Genomic DNA, 16,241 nt, shown 5'->3' on the forward strand with positions numbered 1-16,241 from the left:
CCCGGAAGGCCGTGGGGGGGGGTGGCTCAGAAGGCCGTGAGGTAGTGCTGGATCTCCCAGTCGGAAACCTGGTTGTGCCAGGCGAAGAACTCCTCGCGCTTGCGTTCCACGAAGTAGTCGGCGACACCGGGACCGGCGATGTCGAGCGCCGCGCTGACGACCGGATCGGCGGCCAGCGCATCCATGGCGTGCACCAGGGTCATCGGCAGCATGTCGCCCTTCCGTTCCCCGGGCGCGCCCGGATCCAGGGTGCGGTCGATGCCGTCGATCCCGGCCGCCACCGCCCCGGCGACGGCCAGGTACGGATTGGCCGAGCCGTCCGCGCCGCGCAACTCCACCCGGTGCGAGTCCGGGACCCGCAGATAGTGGGTGCGGTCGTTGCCGCCGTAGGTGGCATAGCGCGGCGACCAGGTTGCCCCGCTGGCGGTGCTGGTCGCGCCGGTTCGCTTGTAGGAGTTGACGGTCGGCGCAATCACCCCCTGCAGACCGCAGGCGTGCTCGAGCATGCCCGCCAGGAAGCCGTAGGCGGTCGGCGAGAGTCCGAGCCCGCGCGGGTCGGCCGCGTCGGGGAACAGCGGCCGGTCCCCCGCCCACAGTGACAGGTGCAGATGCATGCCGGAGCCGGTGCGATCGGTGAACGGTTTGGGCATGAAAGTCGCCTTCATGCCGCGCTTCTCGGCGATCACCGACAGCAGGTAGCGGGCGGTGATGACCCGGTCGGCGGTGGTGAGCGCGTCGGAGTAGTCGAAGTTCTGCTCGAACTGGCCGTTGCCGTCTTCGTGATCGCTGGCGTAGTTACCCCAGCCCAGCGCGTTCATCGCCCGCGACACCTCGGCGAGATGGTCGTACATGCGGGTCACGTCGCGGGCGTCGTAGCAGGGCTGCAGGCTCACGTCGGCGGTGTCGGCCGGGGCCAGCCCTTGGGGTGTGCGGTCGACCAGGAAGTATTCGACCTCCGCACCGACATTCACGGTGTAGCCACGGTCCGCGGCGCGGGCCAGGGTGCGCTGCAGGATGACTCGCGGCGCGAACGGCCACGGCTTGCCCTCCACGTGGGGCGTGCAGTGCACCATGGCGAGGCCGGGCCGCACGAACGGGATCGGGGTGAAGGTCTCCGGATCCGGGATCGCGATCAGGTCCGGGTCGCGTGGCTGCTGGCCGATCATGCCGGCCGCGTATCCGGCGAACCCTACGCCGTCCTCGGCGAGCTGATCCACGGCCTGCACCGGAACCAGCTTGGCGCAGGGCTTTCCGGACAGGGTGGTGAAGACGGCCAGGATGAAACTTGTCTCGGTGGCCCGGGCCTGCTCGGCCAGGGTCCGGTGGGTGGTGATCGGGGTAACGGTCGCGGTGGGGGCGTCTATCGCCATCTCGGCTCCTGGAACTGCGAGGGGTGGATCGGATGTGGTTCGGGGTCAGCGCATTTCGCCCGCCCCGGCGTAGGGGTGCGGACTCAGCAGCGGGCGGCCCTCGGCGAACCGCTCGTAGCGGAAGTCGGCGGCGTCCACGTGCGGGAGGTCGGTGCCGCCGTCCAGCAGTAGGTCCGCGGCCAGGCGGCCGACCGCCGGGGAGATCTTGAAGCCGTGGCCGGAGAAGCCGGTGGCCAGGAACAGGCCCGGGATCGGAGCGGGTCCGATGATCGGGTTGTAGTCGGGGGTGACGTCGTAAGCGCCGACGTAACTCCCGGTGACGCGCGGGTCAGGCATCTCGGGCAGGCGGTGACCGAGCCGGGCGATCACCTTCTCGACCGCGGAATCGTCTGCGCGGTTGACGAAGTCGTCCGGGTCGACGTACTCGGGGAGCGCATGATCGCTGTTGCCCGCCAGCAATTCACCATTGGGTTCGCGGCACAGGTACTGCAAGCTTGCTAGGTCCGACAAGACCGGCACCGGGGCCAGCGGGGCACCTTGGTCGACCAGGATCAGTTGGGCGCGTTGGGCTTTCACCGGCACCTCGACCCCGATTGGGGCGGTGAGGGCGGGCGTCCACGGACCGGCCGCGACCACCACCGTGTCCGCATGCACCTCCGTGCCGTCCGCGAGCCGCGCGCCGACGACCCGGCCCGACCGCTCGAGCAGCGCGACGACCTCGGTCTGCTGCCGGATGCGCACCCCGAGCTCTCGCGCGGCCGCACCAAACGCCATACCGGTCAAGTAGGCTTCGCCGCGCCCGCCCCGCGGCTCGTAGGCGAAGGCCGCGAAGTCGTCAAGGCGCAGGCCCGGCCACAGTTCGGCCATCTCGGCCGCGCCGATGAACTCGACCGCGATCCCGAGTTCCTGCTGCATGGCCACATTGGCCTTCAGCGGGTCCACATTGTCCGCGCCGACGCCGACGACATAGCCGCACTGCCGGAATCCCAGGTCGTCGCCGAGGATGTCGCGGGCGTTCTCGAAGAACGGCACCGACCACCACGACATGGCCGCCAGCACGGGGACGCCGTAGTGGCAGCGCACCACGCCGCTGGACTTGCCGGTCATGCCGGAGCACAGGGTATTGCGTTCCAGCACAAGCACATCGGTGGCCCCGCGCTCGGCCAGCGACCAGGCGATGGCCAGCCCTTCCAGTCCCCCTCCGATGATCAGGAACTCCGTGGTGTGGGTCATCGTGCCGGTACCTCAACTTCGACTGTCTTCTTGCGTGAATCGCTGTTGCATCACATGAAACCACACGGTCGGGCGCAGATTCGGCCGTTAACCCAGTTTTCATCGCCCTGCATCACCCCGAAACAAGACGCCGGATCCACCGCTGCGACACCGCGTCCACCAGCATGGGACATTTGTCATGACCTACGGGACCGTAACCTTCGGTACCGTAACCTCCATGGCGATATCGGATGTCAAGGAATATGCGCATCTCAGCGATGCGGATGTAGTGGCGATCGGGGTCGAACTGGATGCGATTGCGCGGGAGATTCGCGAATCATTGGGTGAACGCGATGCGGCCTACATTCGCAAGGTGATCCGCCTGCAGCGGGCACTCGAAATCAGCGGGCGCACCGTGTTGTTCGCGAGCTTCCTGCCGCCCGCGTGGTTGGTTGGGGTGGCGTTGCTGGGGACGGCGAAGATCATCGAGAACATGGAGATCGGCCACAATGTCATGCACGGGCAATGGGATTGGATGAACGATCCCGAGATCCACTCGACCAAGTGGGAATGGGACATCGCAGATCCGGCCGAGCACTGGAAAATCACCCACAACTACCTGCACCACAAGTACACCAATGTGCTCGGCATGGACCGGGATATCGGCTACGACGTGCTGCGAGTAACCCGCGATCAGCGCTGGAAGCCGTTTCACCTGGGCCAGCCCGTCTACAACCTGCTGCTGCAGCTGCTCTTCGAATGGGGTGTCGCGACACAGCATCTGCAGCTCGGCCGGATCTTCACCGGGCGGCTGCCGAAGAACGGGCCCGAGCGCGAACAGTTCGATCGCGACAAGCGCAAGGTGCTGAAGAAGGCCGGTAAGCAGATCGCGAAGGACTATGTCCTCTTCCCACTGTTGACCGGACCGGCATTCCTCTCCACACTGACCGCGAACTTCGCGGCGAACGTCGTGCGCAATGTCTGGACCAATACCGTCATCTTCTGCGGCCACTTCCCCGACGGCGCCGAGAAGTTCACCAAGTTCGATGCCGACAACGAGACGCAGGGCGAGTGGTATCTGCGCCAGATTCTGGGCGGGGCCAATATCAGTGGGGGTCCGGTCATGCATTTCATGACCGGGAATCTGTCCTACCACATCGAACATCACGTATTCCCGGACCTACCGAGCAACCGGTATGCCGAAGCGTCCGTGCGGGTTCGGAAGCTGTGCGAGAAGTACGACCTGCCGTACACCACCGGATCACTGCCCGTGCAATACGGCAAGGCGTGGCGGACCATCATGAAGCTCTCGCTGCCCAACCGCCTACTCCGCCGCAACAGCGATGATGCGCCGGAGACCAGATCCGAGCGCGCCATCGGCGGCCGGACCACCATCGACCCGATGACGGGCCGTCGGCGCGGGCTGCGCACGGCACTGCGGGAGGGGCGACGCCGGATCGCCGATCGCCACCTCGTTGCGGTCAGCTGACCCGGGCCCATCGGCCCCGACTCGAATCCGCCCACAGACAAGGAACATTCGCATGGTTCACACCGCTGCCGAGCGGACCCGGCCGATCACGCTGCGCGACATCGCCGCGCGCTTCACCACTCCCCTGCTGCCCGACGACTACCTGCAGCTGGTGAATCCGCTGTGGTCGGCGCGGGAGCTGCGGGGCCGAATCGTCGAGGTGCGCAAGGAGACCGCGGACTCGGCCACCCTGGTCATCAAGCCGGGCTGGGGTTTCGACTTCGGGTTCACGCCCGGCCAGTACATCGGGATCGGGATTCGGGTGGACGGCCGCTGGCACTGGCGGTCCTACTCGCTGACCTGCCCGCCCGGCTGGATCGATCCGGTCCGGCACGGGGAACGGCTGGTCTCGGTCACGGTCAAGGCCATGCCCGAGGGCTTCCTGTCCGGTCACCTCGTCAACGGCGTCCCCGCCGGGACCATCGTGCGGCTGGCCGCGCCCCAGGGCGGATTCGTGTTGCCGGAGCCGCCGCCCGCCAAGATGCTGTTCCTGACCGCGGGCAGCGGCGCCACCCCGATCATGGGCATGCTGCGCACCCTGCGCCGTCGCGACACCATCTCCGATGTCGTACACATTCATTCGGCGCGCACCGCCGACGACATGCTCTTCGCCGCGGAACTGCGGGAGCTGGATCGGCAGCACCCAGGCTTCACCTCGCACCTGCACTTCACCGGCGAGCGAGGGCGATTCGACCTGACCGGCCTCGATCACCTCTACCCCGACTGGCGGGAGCGTCACGTCTGGGCCTGCGGACCCCTGGACATGCTCGCCGTCATCGAAACACACTGGTCGGCAGCCGGTCTCGCCGACAGATTGCATGTCGAACGATTCGAGCTCGAGCGGTCGGAGATCGGTGAGGGCGGGCTGATGACCTTCGCTCGCACCGGACAGAGCATCGACACCGACGGTGCCACAACGGTTTTGGAAGCCGCCGAGCGCGTCGGCGCATCCATGTCGGCGGGCTGCCGGGTCGGCATCTGCCGGACCTGCGTCGTCACCGTCACCGAGGGCCACGTCCGCGATCTCCGCACGGGCCTCGAGCATCAGGCCGGAGAACAGGTCCAAGCCTGTGTCTGCGCCGCCGCGGGTGACTGCGTCATCGACGCCTGACGAGATGCGGCCCAGCGACATGCCGGAGGTCCGTTTCATCCGGTTGGGGACCGATGTGACATACCATTCCGATTCGGTATAACTCCAGTTCGGAATCGGTATCCGCGGACCATCTCAGGCTGGGAGTGGCGAATGGGTCGGACCACTGTCGTTCCGGTGCTCGTCTGCGCGGCGCTGCTGAGCGCCGTACCGATATCGGCTGCGGCACCCGGCGATTCGGAACCGGCGCCCGGTCGCCCGGAGGCGGCGCCGACCGATCTGGCCACCGCGGTGCGCAGGGATCTGCACATCGACATGCCGGAATACCTGGCCCGCGCCGCCACCGCCCAACGGCTGGCCGCCTTCGAGAAGGTCGCGCGCGCCGCGTATCCCATGGTGTTCGCCGGGGTCCGGATGGACGGGGCGCGGGCGCTGGTGGCGCTGACCGACGGCACCAGCCTCGAGGCCGCCACGAAGGCGGTCCTGGACGCCGGATTCGAGGTGGTCCGGGTGGGGACCAGCGTGGCGGCGCTACAGCAGCGGCGGGGCGCGATCCGGCGCTGGATCGATACCCAGCCGCGCGATGCCGCCCGCACCTTTCTCGGCGACGCCGTCGATATCGGGCGCAACACGGTCGTGCTCTACACCAACGGCACCGCCCGGCCGCCCGCCGAACTGGGCGCGGTCGAATTGGTCGTGGTGGATCAGCCCCGGACCGCGCCGGGGACGGACGATCCCGAGGTGCCGGTGACGATCGCAGCACCCGGGGAGCCATATCTGGGCGGCCAGCCGTTCCGGATCGCCTTCGACGCGACCAGGTTCGGCAAATGCTCGCTGGGTTTCAACGCCACCGACGCCGACGGTCACGATGTCGCCATCACGGCCGGGCACTGCGATCCCAACAATCTGGTGGATCCGGCCGCGAAAACCACCGAGCCGCACAAGATCTACGACTACAGCTCCGACGGGCTCGGCGACGAGCTCGGGTATTTCGCGAGCTCGGTGTTCGGGCCGCACGACTACTCGATCCTGCGGATCAACGACGATCAGGCCGCCCGCTTCCGCAACAACCGGGTCGTCGGCGGTCCCGCCGATCACGCCGCGCCCTCCCCCGCGGCGACGCCGGGCGGCGGTTCGTCCAACAGCACCGACCGTCTGGCGTCCGGTAGCAGCGGTGGACTCCCGGCCTTCCAGACCGCGCTGACCGCCACCGCTGCCGCCGAGACGATCGCCGTCGACGGCGTCGCCGTACCCGTCACCGGCATGCCCGCCTGCAAGTCCGGGTCGATCACCGGATACACCTGTGGCGCAGTCGATATGGTCGACCGGACCTTCAACGAGGGCGGGCTGCCCGACACCGACCGCACGGTCACGGTCGAGGGCTTCTTCACCGTGACCACCTGCAGTGTGCAGGGCGACAGCGGCGGGTCGGTGCTCAGCGGCACCAAGGCGCTGGGCATGATCAGCGGTGGCACCAGCAAGAACCATCAGTGCACGCCGAGCGACATCCTCACCTCCCAGCCGATCGACACCGTGTTGAAGGAGAATCCCGGGCTGTCGCTCCGGACCCGCTGAGGCCCGCGGCGGCGTCGGGAGGGAACTCCGTCATCGTCCGATTCCGTACACCAGGCTGAACCGGCCGTCGGCCAGCTGCTCGATTTTGTCGAGCTCCAACGCATGTCGCGTCGTGGACGAGAACAACGCCTTGCCCTCCCCCACGATCAGGGGATAGACGATCAGGTGCAGCTCGTCCACCAGACCCGCGTCAATGGCCGCGCCCGCGAGCGTCGGACCGCCGATCAGGTAGATGTCCTTGCCCTGTTCGCGTTTCAGCGCCGCGACGGCGTCCAGGTCCGTCAGGATCCGGGCGTTCGGCCACGTCACCGAATCCAGCGTGCGCGACACCACGTAATGGGTGGTCTTCGCCGCGAAGCCGGACCATTCGACATCCGCCGCCGTCGGCACCCGCCCGCTGAACGGGTGAATCTCATTGGGCGCGGCCTCGACCCGTGACCAGTACTGCTCGTACAGCGGATAGAACTCCGCGCCGAGCACACACGCGTCGATCTGCGTCGTCAGCCAGGAACCGAAGTCCTCCGGCCAGCTCTCGACCCAGTCCGCGTATCCGTCCGGCCCGCCGTACTTCCCGTCGGCCGAGATCTTGAAGGCCGCGATGATCTTGCGCATTGTCGTCTCCAGTTGGTGTTGTAGCCATTGACACGCTCGATACGGTGTCCGCTGTAGTGATCCGAGCGATCCCGAAAACTCACCGCGGGCACGGAAATCGAGCCGCGGGGAGTCCTGTCCGGAAGCGAGCGTGGCCATGCCGATCGATAGCGAGGAGTTCGCGCTCCTGTTCGCGCCGTATCGCCGGGAGTTGCTTGTGCATTGCTATCGGATGCTCGGTTCGGTGCACGATGCGGAAGACGCGGTGCAGGAGACGTCGCTGCGGGCCTGGCGCTCGTACGACGACTTCGAGGGCCGGTCCCAGCTTCGGCATTGGCTCTACCGGATCGCCACCAATGTCGCGTTGCGGGAGCTCGAGAAGGGCCATCGGCGTTGGCTGCCATCCGGTTTGGGCAATCCGATCGGGGAACCCACCGACGATCAGATGCGCGAAGGGCGGGATATCGCGTGGTTGGAACCGATTCCGACCACGTTGCTGACTTCGATGTCGGAACCGCAGGATCCGGCGGACGCCGTGGCGCAACGGCAGCGCATCCGGCTGGCGTTCGTGGCAGCACTGCAACATCTGCCGCCCCGGCAACGCGCGGTGTTGCTGCTGCGCGACGTGCTGGCGTTTCGAGCGGCGGAGGTCGCGGGACTGCTCGAGATCAGCCTCGCCGCAGCCAACGGGCTGCTGCAACGCGCCCGGGACAAACTCGCGGAAGCCGCACCCTCGGAGCAAACCGTCAGCGAGACACTCGAACCCGAGCAGCAGCACGCTCTCGACGAGTACATGGCAGCGTTCGCGAACTCCGACATTCCACGCCTACAGCGAATCCTGCTGGCCGACGCATCCCTCGAGATGCCGCCCGTGGCGGCCTGGTTCTCCGGCCGTGTCACCGTCGTCGACTTCTTCGCCCGATCGTTCGGCGCGGGACCCGGCCTGTTCCGCGTGATCGCCGCCGCGGCCAACGGCCAGCCCGCTGTCGCCTTGTACATGCGGGACGACGATGGTTCCTACCGCGTCCACGCGCTGCACGTGCTCACGCCCGCACCAGGCGGCATCGCGCGGATCGTCGTATTCCTCCAAGCCGAAATCTTCGAACTGTTCGATCTTCCGACGACCATCGACTGACAGTGGAGGGTGGCACCGCTTTGCGGTACCACCCTCCACTCGACACCTTGCCCTATCCGTTGTCGGGCAACCAGTTTCCGTGGAAGCCGAACGGGACGCGCTGGGGCAGGTGGATGGTGGCGACGGGGTCGGCCGCGAGGTCGGTGGCATCGAGGATGACCAGGTCGCTGCGGTCGGTGGCCGGGTCGTAGACGTAGGTCATGAGATAGCCGTCGCCGCCGGGGTTGTCGTCGGCCGGGGCGAAGGCGGCCTCGCCGGGGATGCGACCATCGGCGAACTCGTGCGCCGCGCTGGCACCGGTGTGCAGGTCGTAGCGCAGCAGTGCGCCCTGACCGCGGTGGTTGACGGCGGCGTGGCCGAAGCGGGCATCGAGCCCGGCGAGACGGTCGTCGATGCGCGGGAACTCCGCGACCCGATCGTCCACCTGCTCCTCGCTCACCACTCCGGTGCGCAGGTCGATGGTCCAGCGCCACAGGGTCGCGACCTCGTCGAAGCCCTGCGAGTCGGTGCGCCACATGCTCGGATACCGCATGGCGTACACCACGATTCGATCCTGCTCGTCGTGTGCGTTGAGGGTGTGGAAGATGTAGCAGGGCTCGATATCGAACCAGCGCACCGCGCCGTGCGGATCGTCCCGGCGCAGTACGCCCATACGCGCCTGGTAGTCGTCGCTCCACCGGAACGGCATCGTCGGACCGGCCATCGCCATCTCCAGATCGAAAACCACCGGCAAGTCGAGGAATATGACGTGGTTCGCGGTCAGCAGGAAATCGTGAACCATGGTGGGCGCGGGAACGTCGATGGGGCGGCTGAATTCGAGCGTGCCCGAGGCGTCGGCGCGATGGTAGGTGAGGTACGGCTCGCGGAAGTCGTAGCCGAAGAAGTGCAGCTCACCGGTCACCGGGCAGGTTTTGGGGTGCGCGGTCGTGGCGGTGGTGAGCTTGCCGTCGAAGTCGTGCGGGCCGAGAGTGTCCAGGTCGCAGGTCAATTCGTAGGGGAACGAGGATTCGACGAGGGCGAGGGTACGCCCGGCGTGGCGGATGATGTGGGTGTTGGCGACACCGGCGCTGAAGTCGCGGTTACCCTGGGCGTCCATCCCGGTCGCGCCGTCGGTGAAGGTGCTGGTGCGCACCCACCGGTTGCGGAAGGAGACGGCGCGGCCGCCCTCGATGCGGACACCGTGCACCATGCCGTCACCGAGGAACCAGTGTTTGGAGGCGGCAGCGTGCGGGTTCGGGCCGTTGCGCAGGTACCAGCCGGTCAATTCCTCGGGAATGCTTCCGGTGCAAGGGAGTTCGTAGGCGGTGACCTCTTCGGTCACGGGTGCGTAGTTGCCGGTGAGATACGGGACGGTCATGATCGTTTCCTGACTTCCGGGCTCAGTCCGCGAGCTCGCCGAGCGCGGCGCGCGCCTTGCCCTGGACGTGGGCGACGTAGCGGAGAGTGAAGGTGACGGGGATGACGAAGGCCAGCACCTGCACGGTGGTCCGGAGCCCGGAGGAACCGTGGGCGAGCGCAGTCAGCGCAATGGCACCGATCACGAAGCTGGCCGTCCACACCGAGGTGAGCACATACGCCGTCCGGATGAACAGCGGCTGGTCCCAGAACTCCTGCGGTGTGGTCTGTTTGGCGATCGGCAGGGTGAACGGCACCCGGATCAGCAGGGAGAATCCGGCGATGAGGGCAAGCACTCCACTGGAGAGGGCGGGTAGATAGGCATGCAGTGCGGTGTTCGGATCAGCGAACGCCAGCACCGTGACCACGGCGAAGAACACCGCCGACCCGATATCGATGATGAGCGAATCCAGGCTGCGCCCGGCCCGCAGTTGCGGCACGATCCCGGCGACCGCAATGGCGAACGCGATGAGCGCCGACCACTGCCAGTACTGCGAGGGGATCACGGCGTAGACGATCCACGGGGCGAATGTGCGCAGGTACGACACTTCGAGAACTCCTCGGCGACACGATATTCCACTTCTGACATGTCCAAGATTGAGCCTCCAGTGTCGACATGTCAATAGTGGAATGTAGAGTGATTGCTATGAGTCTCCGGTACGCACTGCTCGGACTACTGTCGGAAGGTCCCGCCAGCGGCTACGACCTGCTGCGCACCTTCAAGGAGTCGCTTGCCAACGTCTGGCCCGCCACCCAGAGCCAGATGTACACCGAGCTCACCAAGCTCGCCGACGCCGGCCTCATCGAGGTCAGCGACGAGGGCCCCCGCGGCCGCAAGGAATACACCCTCACCCCCGCCGGCCTCGACGACCTGCGCACCTGGCTCACCACCACGAACCCCAAACGCAACGTCCGCAACGAGGCCCTGCTGCGCATCTTCTTCCTCGGCGTCATCCCCCGCGACCAAGCCCGCGCCTACCTCGAAGGCATGGAAGAACGCTCCGACCACGCCCACGAGGAACTCGTCGAACTCGAACACGCCATCGACTGGACCAACAGCAACCTCTCCCGCTACGGCCGCATCGCCCTCGAATACGGCGAACGCATCACCGCCACCAACCGCGAATGGGCACGATGGGCCCTGGACCAGCTTCCCCCCGAAGAGCCGGACCAACCGGCCTAGGCTGAGGAACCATGGAAATGGTTGCGCACGACGCCGATTCGGTTCCGGAGCCGGTGGGTGGATACACCAACGGGCTCGAGGTGATCGGGGCGCAACGCTTGCTGTTCATCAGCGGTCAGATCCCGGAGGACCGGCTCGGGAACGTCCCCGACGACGCCACAGCCCAGTGCCGACTGATCTGGGCGAATATCCTCGCGACACTGACACATGCCGGGCTGACTGTCGCCAGCATCGTCAAGGTGACCACCTATCTCAGCGACCGCTCCCTCGCCGCGGTCAACACTGCTGTCCGCACCGAGGTCCTCGGTGGACACAAACCCGCACTGACGGTCGTACTCGCTGGGATCTTCGATCCGCGCTGGCTGCTCGAGATCGAGGTCGTCGCCGCGGCGTGAGCAGGTTGACAATTTGTAGGCGCTTATCTGAAAACTGTTATATCACAATGGAATTCGCTTCGAATGTGCGTTCGAGTGGGGTAGAATAGTGGCATGACCAGCGGCGCAACGGTTCTCGACGACATCACGATCGCAGACGCGATCGTGATGCTCGCGCGGGCCACCGATGCGCTGTTGCGCGAGTCGTTGACGGATCTTTCCGATGGCGAGTTCGTGGCGGTGATGCGCGAGTACGAGACCAGCAAGCGTCGCCTCGCGGGGTTCGAGCACCGGGTGATCGAGGGGGTCGAAAGCCGTTGCCTGCCGCAGAAAGCCGGGTGGAAGGCACGCACCGACAAGTACCTCGAAGACACCCTTCACCTCAGCCACGCCGACGCCGTCTCGCGGGTGAAGGCCGCCGCGCTGCTCGGTGCCCACCAGCACGACGGAGAAGTCTTGCCGCCGGTGTTGGCGTCGACCGCGGAACTGCAGGAGCAGGGACAGATCTCCGCTGATCACGCGCGGGTGATCGCCAAGCTCGTCGACCGCATCCCGGAGAAGATCGACGCGGCGCAGCGTGAGAAGACCGAAGCCGAGCTCGCCGAGCTGGCGACCCGCACCACCCCGGATGATCTGCGCACGGCCGCGGCGCGTGTCCTCGATCGCCTCGACCCCGACGGGACCGCCACCACCGACGCCGACCGTCAGCGTCGCCGGGGCGTGACGCTGGGCAAGCAGGGCATCGACGGCATGTCCACCATCAGCGGGGAACTCACCCCGACCGCACGCGCGCTGCTCGACCCGATCTTCGCTGATTTGGCGCGTCCCGGCATGTGCAACCCCGCCGACCCCGAAAGCCCCTGGCGTGCCGAGGGAATCGACCCGGCCGTGATCGAAGCCGCCGCGCACCGTGACAACCGCTCCGCCGCACAGCGTCAGCACGACGCCCTGGTAGCGTTCCTGCGCCCCGAACTCGGGCCCACCAACCTCGGCCAGCACCGCGGCCTGCCCGTCTCGGCCATCTTCACCATGACCCTCGCCGAGGTCGAAGCCGCCGCCGGTGTCGCCACCACCGCTTCGGGTGGCACGGTGCCGCTGGAAGAGGCGCTCGCGTTGGCGGAGAAGGCCAAGCCGTTCCTGGCAGTCTTCGACCACCACAGCCGCCCACTGCATCTCGGGCACGGCAAGAAGAACCGCCTCGCCAACACCGCACAACGTTTGGCGTTGATCGCGGCCGAACGCGGCTGCACGCGCCCGGGCTGCAACGCGCCCGCCACCCTCACCCAAGTCCACCACGTGACCGACTGGGCCAAGGGCGGAGCGACCGACATCGAAAACTTGACCTTGGCGTGCGATGCCTGCCACTCCCTCATCGGACACGGCCCGCAAGACTGGAAAACCGTGGTGATGCCCGAGGATTCCGAACACGCGGGGCGGATCGGCTGGATCGCACCCCGCCACCTGGATCCGACCCAGACCCCGCGAATCAACAACCGCCATCACGGCGGCGAACTAGCGGTCGGCCGCTGGTTACGTCCCTAATTCGAGTGGCAGCCTCACCACCGGTGGGGCCCCTCGGGTTGCTTGCAGACCGAGTTGCTCGTCATCGCGGGCGTGCGCAGAACTGAAAAGAAGAAGTGTGGGCACGTCGCCTGCCCTACCGGACCTGAGCTGACGCGACCCGGGAGCCGCCACCCGGCGATCCCAGCCCCCGGACCGCACGCATCACCTCCACCGACAACAACAGAACGAAAAGCCAAGAACTCCAAAGACTCCCGCAGGTTTTCTCTTTTGGTCTTTGACAATTCCACAGAGACGATGAACGGCCGAGCGGTGAGGTGGCTGGAACCGGCAGCAGGCCAGCCGAACCCAGCCACCTCCTATCTCCTCCTCCAGGCCGCTTTTATCTCTTGCTCTTTCCAGCTTTTGCTCTTCCAGCCCTTGATTTTTCAGCTCTTGTTCTGTGGCAACCAAAAGCTGGCGAGCAAAGCGAAAAATCCGGTAGCGACTACGACCCAGAGCGTCCGTTGGAACGACCGCCCGAAGTCATCGGCCATAGCGGTACCGGCCGCAGAGCGCATCGTGCGCTCGACGGCAGGTAAAGGCGGGGCTGCCTGTTGCTCAGAGGTGCGGCAGGAAACGGGTTCGGTTTCGGGGTCGGAGGCGCGGACTCGGTCGGTGAAGCAGGCACCGAACTGGGCGAAGATTTGATCCTGGGCGTCGGGTGGGATGTCGGCGGCAGTGAGTCCCGAATGGACTTGGGATTGGATGTGGGAGAGGGCGGGTGCGGCTTGGGTGCCGAGTAGGCCGAAGAAGACGGTGCCCAAGGCGGCGATGCCGATGGCGGAGGCCAGTTGTTGGGTGGTGTTGAAGAGGCCGGAGGCGGATCCTGCGTCTTGGACGGGGACGTCGGTCAGGGAGAAATCGACGAGTGGGGCCACCACCAGGCCCATGCCGACACCACCGATCAGTAGCGGGACAATGAACTGGGTTGACGTGACGTGCGGGCCGAAATGGCTTACGGTCCAGATCAATCCGATGAGACCGAGCATGTACAACACCAAGCCGATTTGTAGCGCCGAGCGCCCGATCTTGGGTACCAGCACACCGGCGGAGATACCGGCGAACATCGGAACCGCCATCCCCCAGGGCAGACCGGTCAGACCGGCTCGCAGCACGCTGTAGCCGAGGCCGATCTGGAAGTAGAGGGTCATGGTCATGAAGAAGCCGATGACGCCACCGAAAAACAGTGCCGCGGTGAGCAATCCACCGTTGAAGGTGCGTAAACGGAACAGCCGCAACTCGATCAGCGGGGACCCGACGGTCGCGGCGCGGTGACGCTGGTAGGCGAAGAAGATCACGAGTACCGCAACCGACGCCGCGATACACCCGTAGGTCCACAGGGGCCAGCCCGCTTCGCGCCCCTGGATCAGCGGGTAGACCAGCAGGAACAGCGCCACGCTGCTCAACACCACACCGAGTATGTCGAGCCGTTCGGCTTGCGGCGCATGCGATTCCGGGAGCGCGAAGAACGCGGCCACCAGGGCGAGCAGGCCGATCGGGACGTTGACGTAGAAGATCGACCGCCAACCCAGTCCCCCGATGTCGCCGGAGGTCAGCAGTGCGCCGAGGATGGGGCCGCCGACGGTCGCCAGTCCCGCCAGACCGCCGAAGGCCGCAATCGCCTTGCCGCGCTGGGCAGGTGGATACATCACCTGGATGGTGGCGAGCACCTGCGGCACCATGAGCGCTGCGAAGGCACCTTGCACCAGCCGGTAGGCGATCAACTGATTGGCGGCGTCGGCAGTGCCACACAGCGCGGAGGCGGTGATGAAGCCCGCGACGCCGATCAGGAACAGCCGTCGGCGACCGAAGATGTCACCGAGCCGAGAACCGGTGATCAGGACGATCGCAAAGGTCAGCGCATACCCGCCGGCCACCCATTGCACGCTCGACAACGGCGCGCCGAGCTCGCGTTGGATCGGCGGGAGCGCCACATTGACGATGGTGTTGTCCAGCAGGTCGAGGAAGTAGGCCAGGAGCACCACGATCAGGGCGATCGTGCGGCGACGGCCTCGAATGGGAACCTCGGTGTCCGCGGATGCTGCGACTGCGTTCATGACACTCTCCTGGTGGTGGGAGTCATGCCTCGTCGGGTCACAGCCTTACACAAACCGACCGGATGGATTCATAAAACCGGACTAAACCCGTTCGCTACAGCCCCAGACCGTGGGCCAATACCGGCCACGAGGTGGGAAATTCGTCGTTCCAGTAGCCCCAGGAATGAGTGCCGTACGGATGCAGGTCGACCGTGACCGGGATGCCCAGCGAGGTGAGGCGGTCGGCCATGTCGCGGGTGCACTGGTCGACGGCGGCCTCCAGGATGCCGCCCACCAGGATCTGGTTCACGAGACTGTCTGTGGCACCGGCGAAATGGCGGTCACTCGCACGGTCGTGCGGGCCGGGCAGGCCGTTGCCGCTGGAGAGGTAGAGGTCCATGCCGCGCAGGGCTTCGGCGTGCAGGTAGGGGTCGTTGGCCGCCCACATGGGGTCGCCGGGTGCGCCGTACATGTTGGCGGCGTCGCCACCACCGAACGCCACCGTGATCCGGACGAACGCCTGGCCGATCGGATCCGCGATGCGGGCGCAACCGCTGTAGGCAGCCACCGAGCGATACAGACCCGGTTTGGCGATGGGGAGCTGCAGGACCGAGGTACCCGACATCGATACTCCCGCAAGGCCGTTCACGCCGGAGGTGCCGAGTGCGGCGTCGATGAGCGGGGGTAGCTCCTCGGTCAGATAGGTGGTCCATTTCATGACACCCAAGCGCGGATCGGGCTGCCGCCAGTCGGTGTAGTACGAGGCCGCGCCGCCCATCGGCTGCACCACATTGACGTTCTTGTCGGCCAGGAACTCGAACACGTCGGTCCGCCGGGCCCAGGACGCCGCACCGGTGCCGCCACTGCCGCCGCTGAGCATGTAGAGCACGGGCCGAGGCACGGATTTATCGGCCGGGCGCTGCACCTCGACCGGGAAGTCCGAGTTCATGGCGGCGGAGTGGACAGTGAACTCGAGGTGGCGGCCGTCGACGACGTGGGCGGCCACAATGGTCGACCCATCCGGCGAGCTCGGTGAATCGTCGGGATAGTCGGCCTCCGCGACATCCGGTTGGGCGGTGGCCGGGAGGTCGAACGGGCTGGCCGACAGCGCCATCGGAACCACCGCCGCCAGCACTGCCACGCTGCACATGATCGAGCGGATTCGCACGTCCGGGGTCCTGGTTCTCGT

14 protein-coding genes are annotated in these 16,241 nt (G+C 66.5%); 7 read left to right on the plus strand and 7 right to left on the minus strand.

Going from position 1 to position 16,241, the window contains the following annotated elements:
- Positions 1-26 precede the first annotated feature (26 nt).
- Positions 27-1,370 carry a type III glutamate--ammonia ligase gene (gene glnT / locus ACYVN4_RS07885; protein WP_460718751.1) on the minus strand — a complete coding sequence of 448 codons (1,344 nt, stop codon included), beginning with the start codon at positions 1,368-1,370 and terminating at the stop codon, positions 27-29.
- A gap of 45 nt (positions 1,371-1,415) precedes the next feature.
- On the minus strand, positions 1,416-2,603 hold the full coding sequence (locus tag ACYVN4_RS07890) for an NAD(P)/FAD-dependent oxidoreductase (protein WP_460718753.1): 1,188 nt from the start codon (positions 2,601-2,603) through the stop codon (positions 1,416-1,418).
- A 217-nt stretch (positions 2,604-2,820) separates the two neighbouring features.
- On the opposite strand from ACYVN4_RS07890, the gene ACYVN4_RS07895 reads away from it, so the two are divergent.
- From ACYVN4_RS07895 to ACYVN4_RS07905, 3 genes are all read left to right on the plus strand, one after another.
- Complete coding sequence (locus ACYVN4_RS07895; protein WP_460718755.1) at positions 2,821-4,071, plus strand: fatty acid desaturase family protein; 1,251 nt, start codon at positions 2,821-2,823, stop codon at positions 4,069-4,071.
- Between the two features lie 52 nt (positions 4,072-4,123).
- Positions 4,124-5,221, plus strand: a complete 1,098-nt coding sequence (locus ACYVN4_RS07900) for a ferredoxin reductase (protein ID WP_460718757.1) — start codon at positions 4,124-4,126, stop codon at positions 5,219-5,221.
- Positions 5,222-5,353: 132 nt separating this feature from the next.
- Positions 5,354-6,775: a S1 family peptidase gene (locus ACYVN4_RS07905; protein ID WP_460718759.1), complete on the plus strand. Its 1,422-nt coding sequence runs from the start codon at positions 5,354-5,356 to the stop codon at positions 6,773-6,775.
- Between the two features lie 30 nt (positions 6,776-6,805).
- Here the strand turns inward: ACYVN4_RS07905 and ACYVN4_RS07910 are convergent, their stop codons facing one another.
- Positions 6,806-7,387 carry a dihydrofolate reductase family protein gene (locus ACYVN4_RS07910; RefSeq protein WP_460718761.1) on the minus strand — a complete coding sequence of 194 codons (582 nt, stop codon included), beginning with the start codon at positions 7,385-7,387 and terminating at the stop codon, positions 6,806-6,808.
- A 136-nt stretch (positions 7,388-7,523) separates the two neighbouring features.
- Between ACYVN4_RS07910 and ACYVN4_RS07915 the strand changes: the two genes are divergently transcribed.
- Positions 7,524-8,501, plus strand: coding sequence for a sigma-70 family RNA polymerase sigma factor (locus ACYVN4_RS07915; RefSeq protein WP_460718763.1), 978 nt, complete (start codon positions 7,524-7,526; stop codon positions 8,499-8,501).
- Positions 8,502-8,553: 52 nt separating this feature from the next.
- On the opposite strand, the gene ACYVN4_RS07920 is transcribed toward ACYVN4_RS07915, so the two are convergent.
- Complete coding sequence (locus tag ACYVN4_RS07920) at positions 8,554-9,858, minus strand: carotenoid oxygenase family protein (protein WP_460718765.1); 1,305 nt, start codon at positions 9,856-9,858, stop codon at positions 8,554-8,556.
- 22 nt (positions 9,859-9,880) lie between these two features.
- A complete protein-coding gene (locus ACYVN4_RS07925) occupies positions 9,881-10,444 on the minus strand; it encodes a hypothetical protein (RefSeq protein WP_460718767.1) in 564 nt (187 codons plus the stop codon).
- A gap of 98 nt (positions 10,445-10,542) precedes the next feature.
- Between ACYVN4_RS07925 and ACYVN4_RS07930 the strand changes: the two genes are divergently transcribed.
- The 3 genes from ACYVN4_RS07930 to ACYVN4_RS07940 all read left to right on the plus strand — a co-directional run bounded on the left by ACYVN4_RS07930 (position 10,543) and on the right by ACYVN4_RS07940 (position 12,995).
- Positions 10,543-11,079, plus strand: coding sequence for a PadR family transcriptional regulator (locus ACYVN4_RS07930; RefSeq protein WP_460718769.1), 537 nt, complete (start codon positions 10,543-10,545; stop codon positions 11,077-11,079).
- Between the two features lie 11 nt (positions 11,080-11,090).
- On the plus strand, positions 11,091-11,474 hold the full coding sequence (locus ACYVN4_RS07935; protein WP_460718771.1) for a RidA family protein: 384 nt from the start codon (positions 11,091-11,093) through the stop codon (positions 11,472-11,474).
- Between the two features lie 93 nt (positions 11,475-11,567).
- The gene (locus ACYVN4_RS07940; RefSeq protein ID WP_460718773.1) at positions 11,568-12,995 is read left to right on the plus strand and encodes an HNH endonuclease signature motif containing protein; all 1,428 of its coding nucleotides are present in this window, start codon (positions 11,568-11,570) and stop codon (positions 12,993-12,995) included.
- Positions 12,996-13,402: 407 nt separating this feature from the next.
- Here the strand turns inward: ACYVN4_RS07940 and ACYVN4_RS07945 are convergent, their stop codons facing one another.
- Together ACYVN4_RS07945 and ACYVN4_RS07950 are read right to left on the minus strand one after the other, a co-directional pair.
- Positions 13,403-15,073, minus strand: coding sequence for a DHA2 family efflux MFS transporter permease subunit (locus ACYVN4_RS07945; RefSeq protein WP_460718775.1), 1,671 nt, complete (start codon positions 15,071-15,073; stop codon positions 13,403-13,405).
- A 94-nt stretch (positions 15,074-15,167) separates the two neighbouring features.
- Positions 15,168-16,202 carry an alpha/beta hydrolase gene (locus ACYVN4_RS07950; protein WP_460720517.1) on the minus strand — a complete coding sequence of 345 codons (1,035 nt, stop codon included), beginning with the start codon at positions 16,200-16,202 and terminating at the stop codon, positions 15,168-15,170.
- Between the last annotated feature and the right edge of the window lie 39 nt (positions 16,203-16,241).

The organism is Nocardia heshunensis, assembly GCF_054782115.1.

Bases quoted from the DNA above. Each gene is read 5' to 3' on its own strand.
- glnT (WP_460718751.1), bottom strand. From the start codon at position 1,370: ATGGCGATAGACGCCCCCACCGCGACCGTTACCCCGATCACCACCCAC.
- ACYVN4_RS07890 (WP_460718753.1), bottom strand. From the start codon at position 2,603: ATGACCCACACCACGGAGTTCCTGATCATCGGAGGGGGACTGGAAGGG.
- ACYVN4_RS07895 (WP_460718755.1), top strand. From the start codon at position 2,821: ATGGCGATATCGGATGTCAAGGAATATGCGCATCTCAGCGATGCGGAT.
- ACYVN4_RS07900 (WP_460718757.1), top strand. From the start codon at position 4,124: ATGGTTCACACCGCTGCCGAGCGGACCCGGCCGATCACGCTGCGCGAC.
- ACYVN4_RS07905 (WP_460718759.1), top strand. From the start codon at position 5,354: ATGGGTCGGACCACTGTCGTTCCGGTGCTCGTCTGCGCGGCGCTGCTG.
- ACYVN4_RS07910 (WP_460718761.1), bottom strand. From the start codon at position 7,387: ATGCGCAAGATCATCGCGGCCTTCAAGATCTCGGCCGACGGGAAGTAC.
- ACYVN4_RS07915 (WP_460718763.1), top strand. From the start codon at position 7,524: ATGCCGATCGATAGCGAGGAGTTCGCGCTCCTGTTCGCGCCGTATCGC.
- ACYVN4_RS07920 (WP_460718765.1), bottom strand. From the start codon at position 9,858: ATGACCGTCCCGTATCTCACCGGCAACTACGCACCCGTGACCGAAGAG.
- ACYVN4_RS07930 (WP_460718769.1), top strand. From the start codon at position 10,543: ATGAGTCTCCGGTACGCACTGCTCGGACTACTGTCGGAAGGTCCCGCC.
- ACYVN4_RS07935 (WP_460718771.1), top strand. From the start codon at position 11,091: ATGGAAATGGTTGCGCACGACGCCGATTCGGTTCCGGAGCCGGTGGGT.
- ACYVN4_RS07940 (WP_460718773.1), top strand. From the start codon at position 11,568: ATGACCAGCGGCGCAACGGTTCTCGACGACATCACGATCGCAGACGCG.
- ACYVN4_RS07945 (WP_460718775.1), bottom strand. From the start codon at position 15,073: ATGAACGCAGTCGCAGCATCCGCGGACACCGAGGTTCCCATTCGAGGC.
- ACYVN4_RS07950 (WP_460720517.1), bottom strand. From the start codon at position 16,202: ATGTGCAGCGTGGCAGTGCTGGCGGCGGTGGTTCCGATGGCGCTGTCG.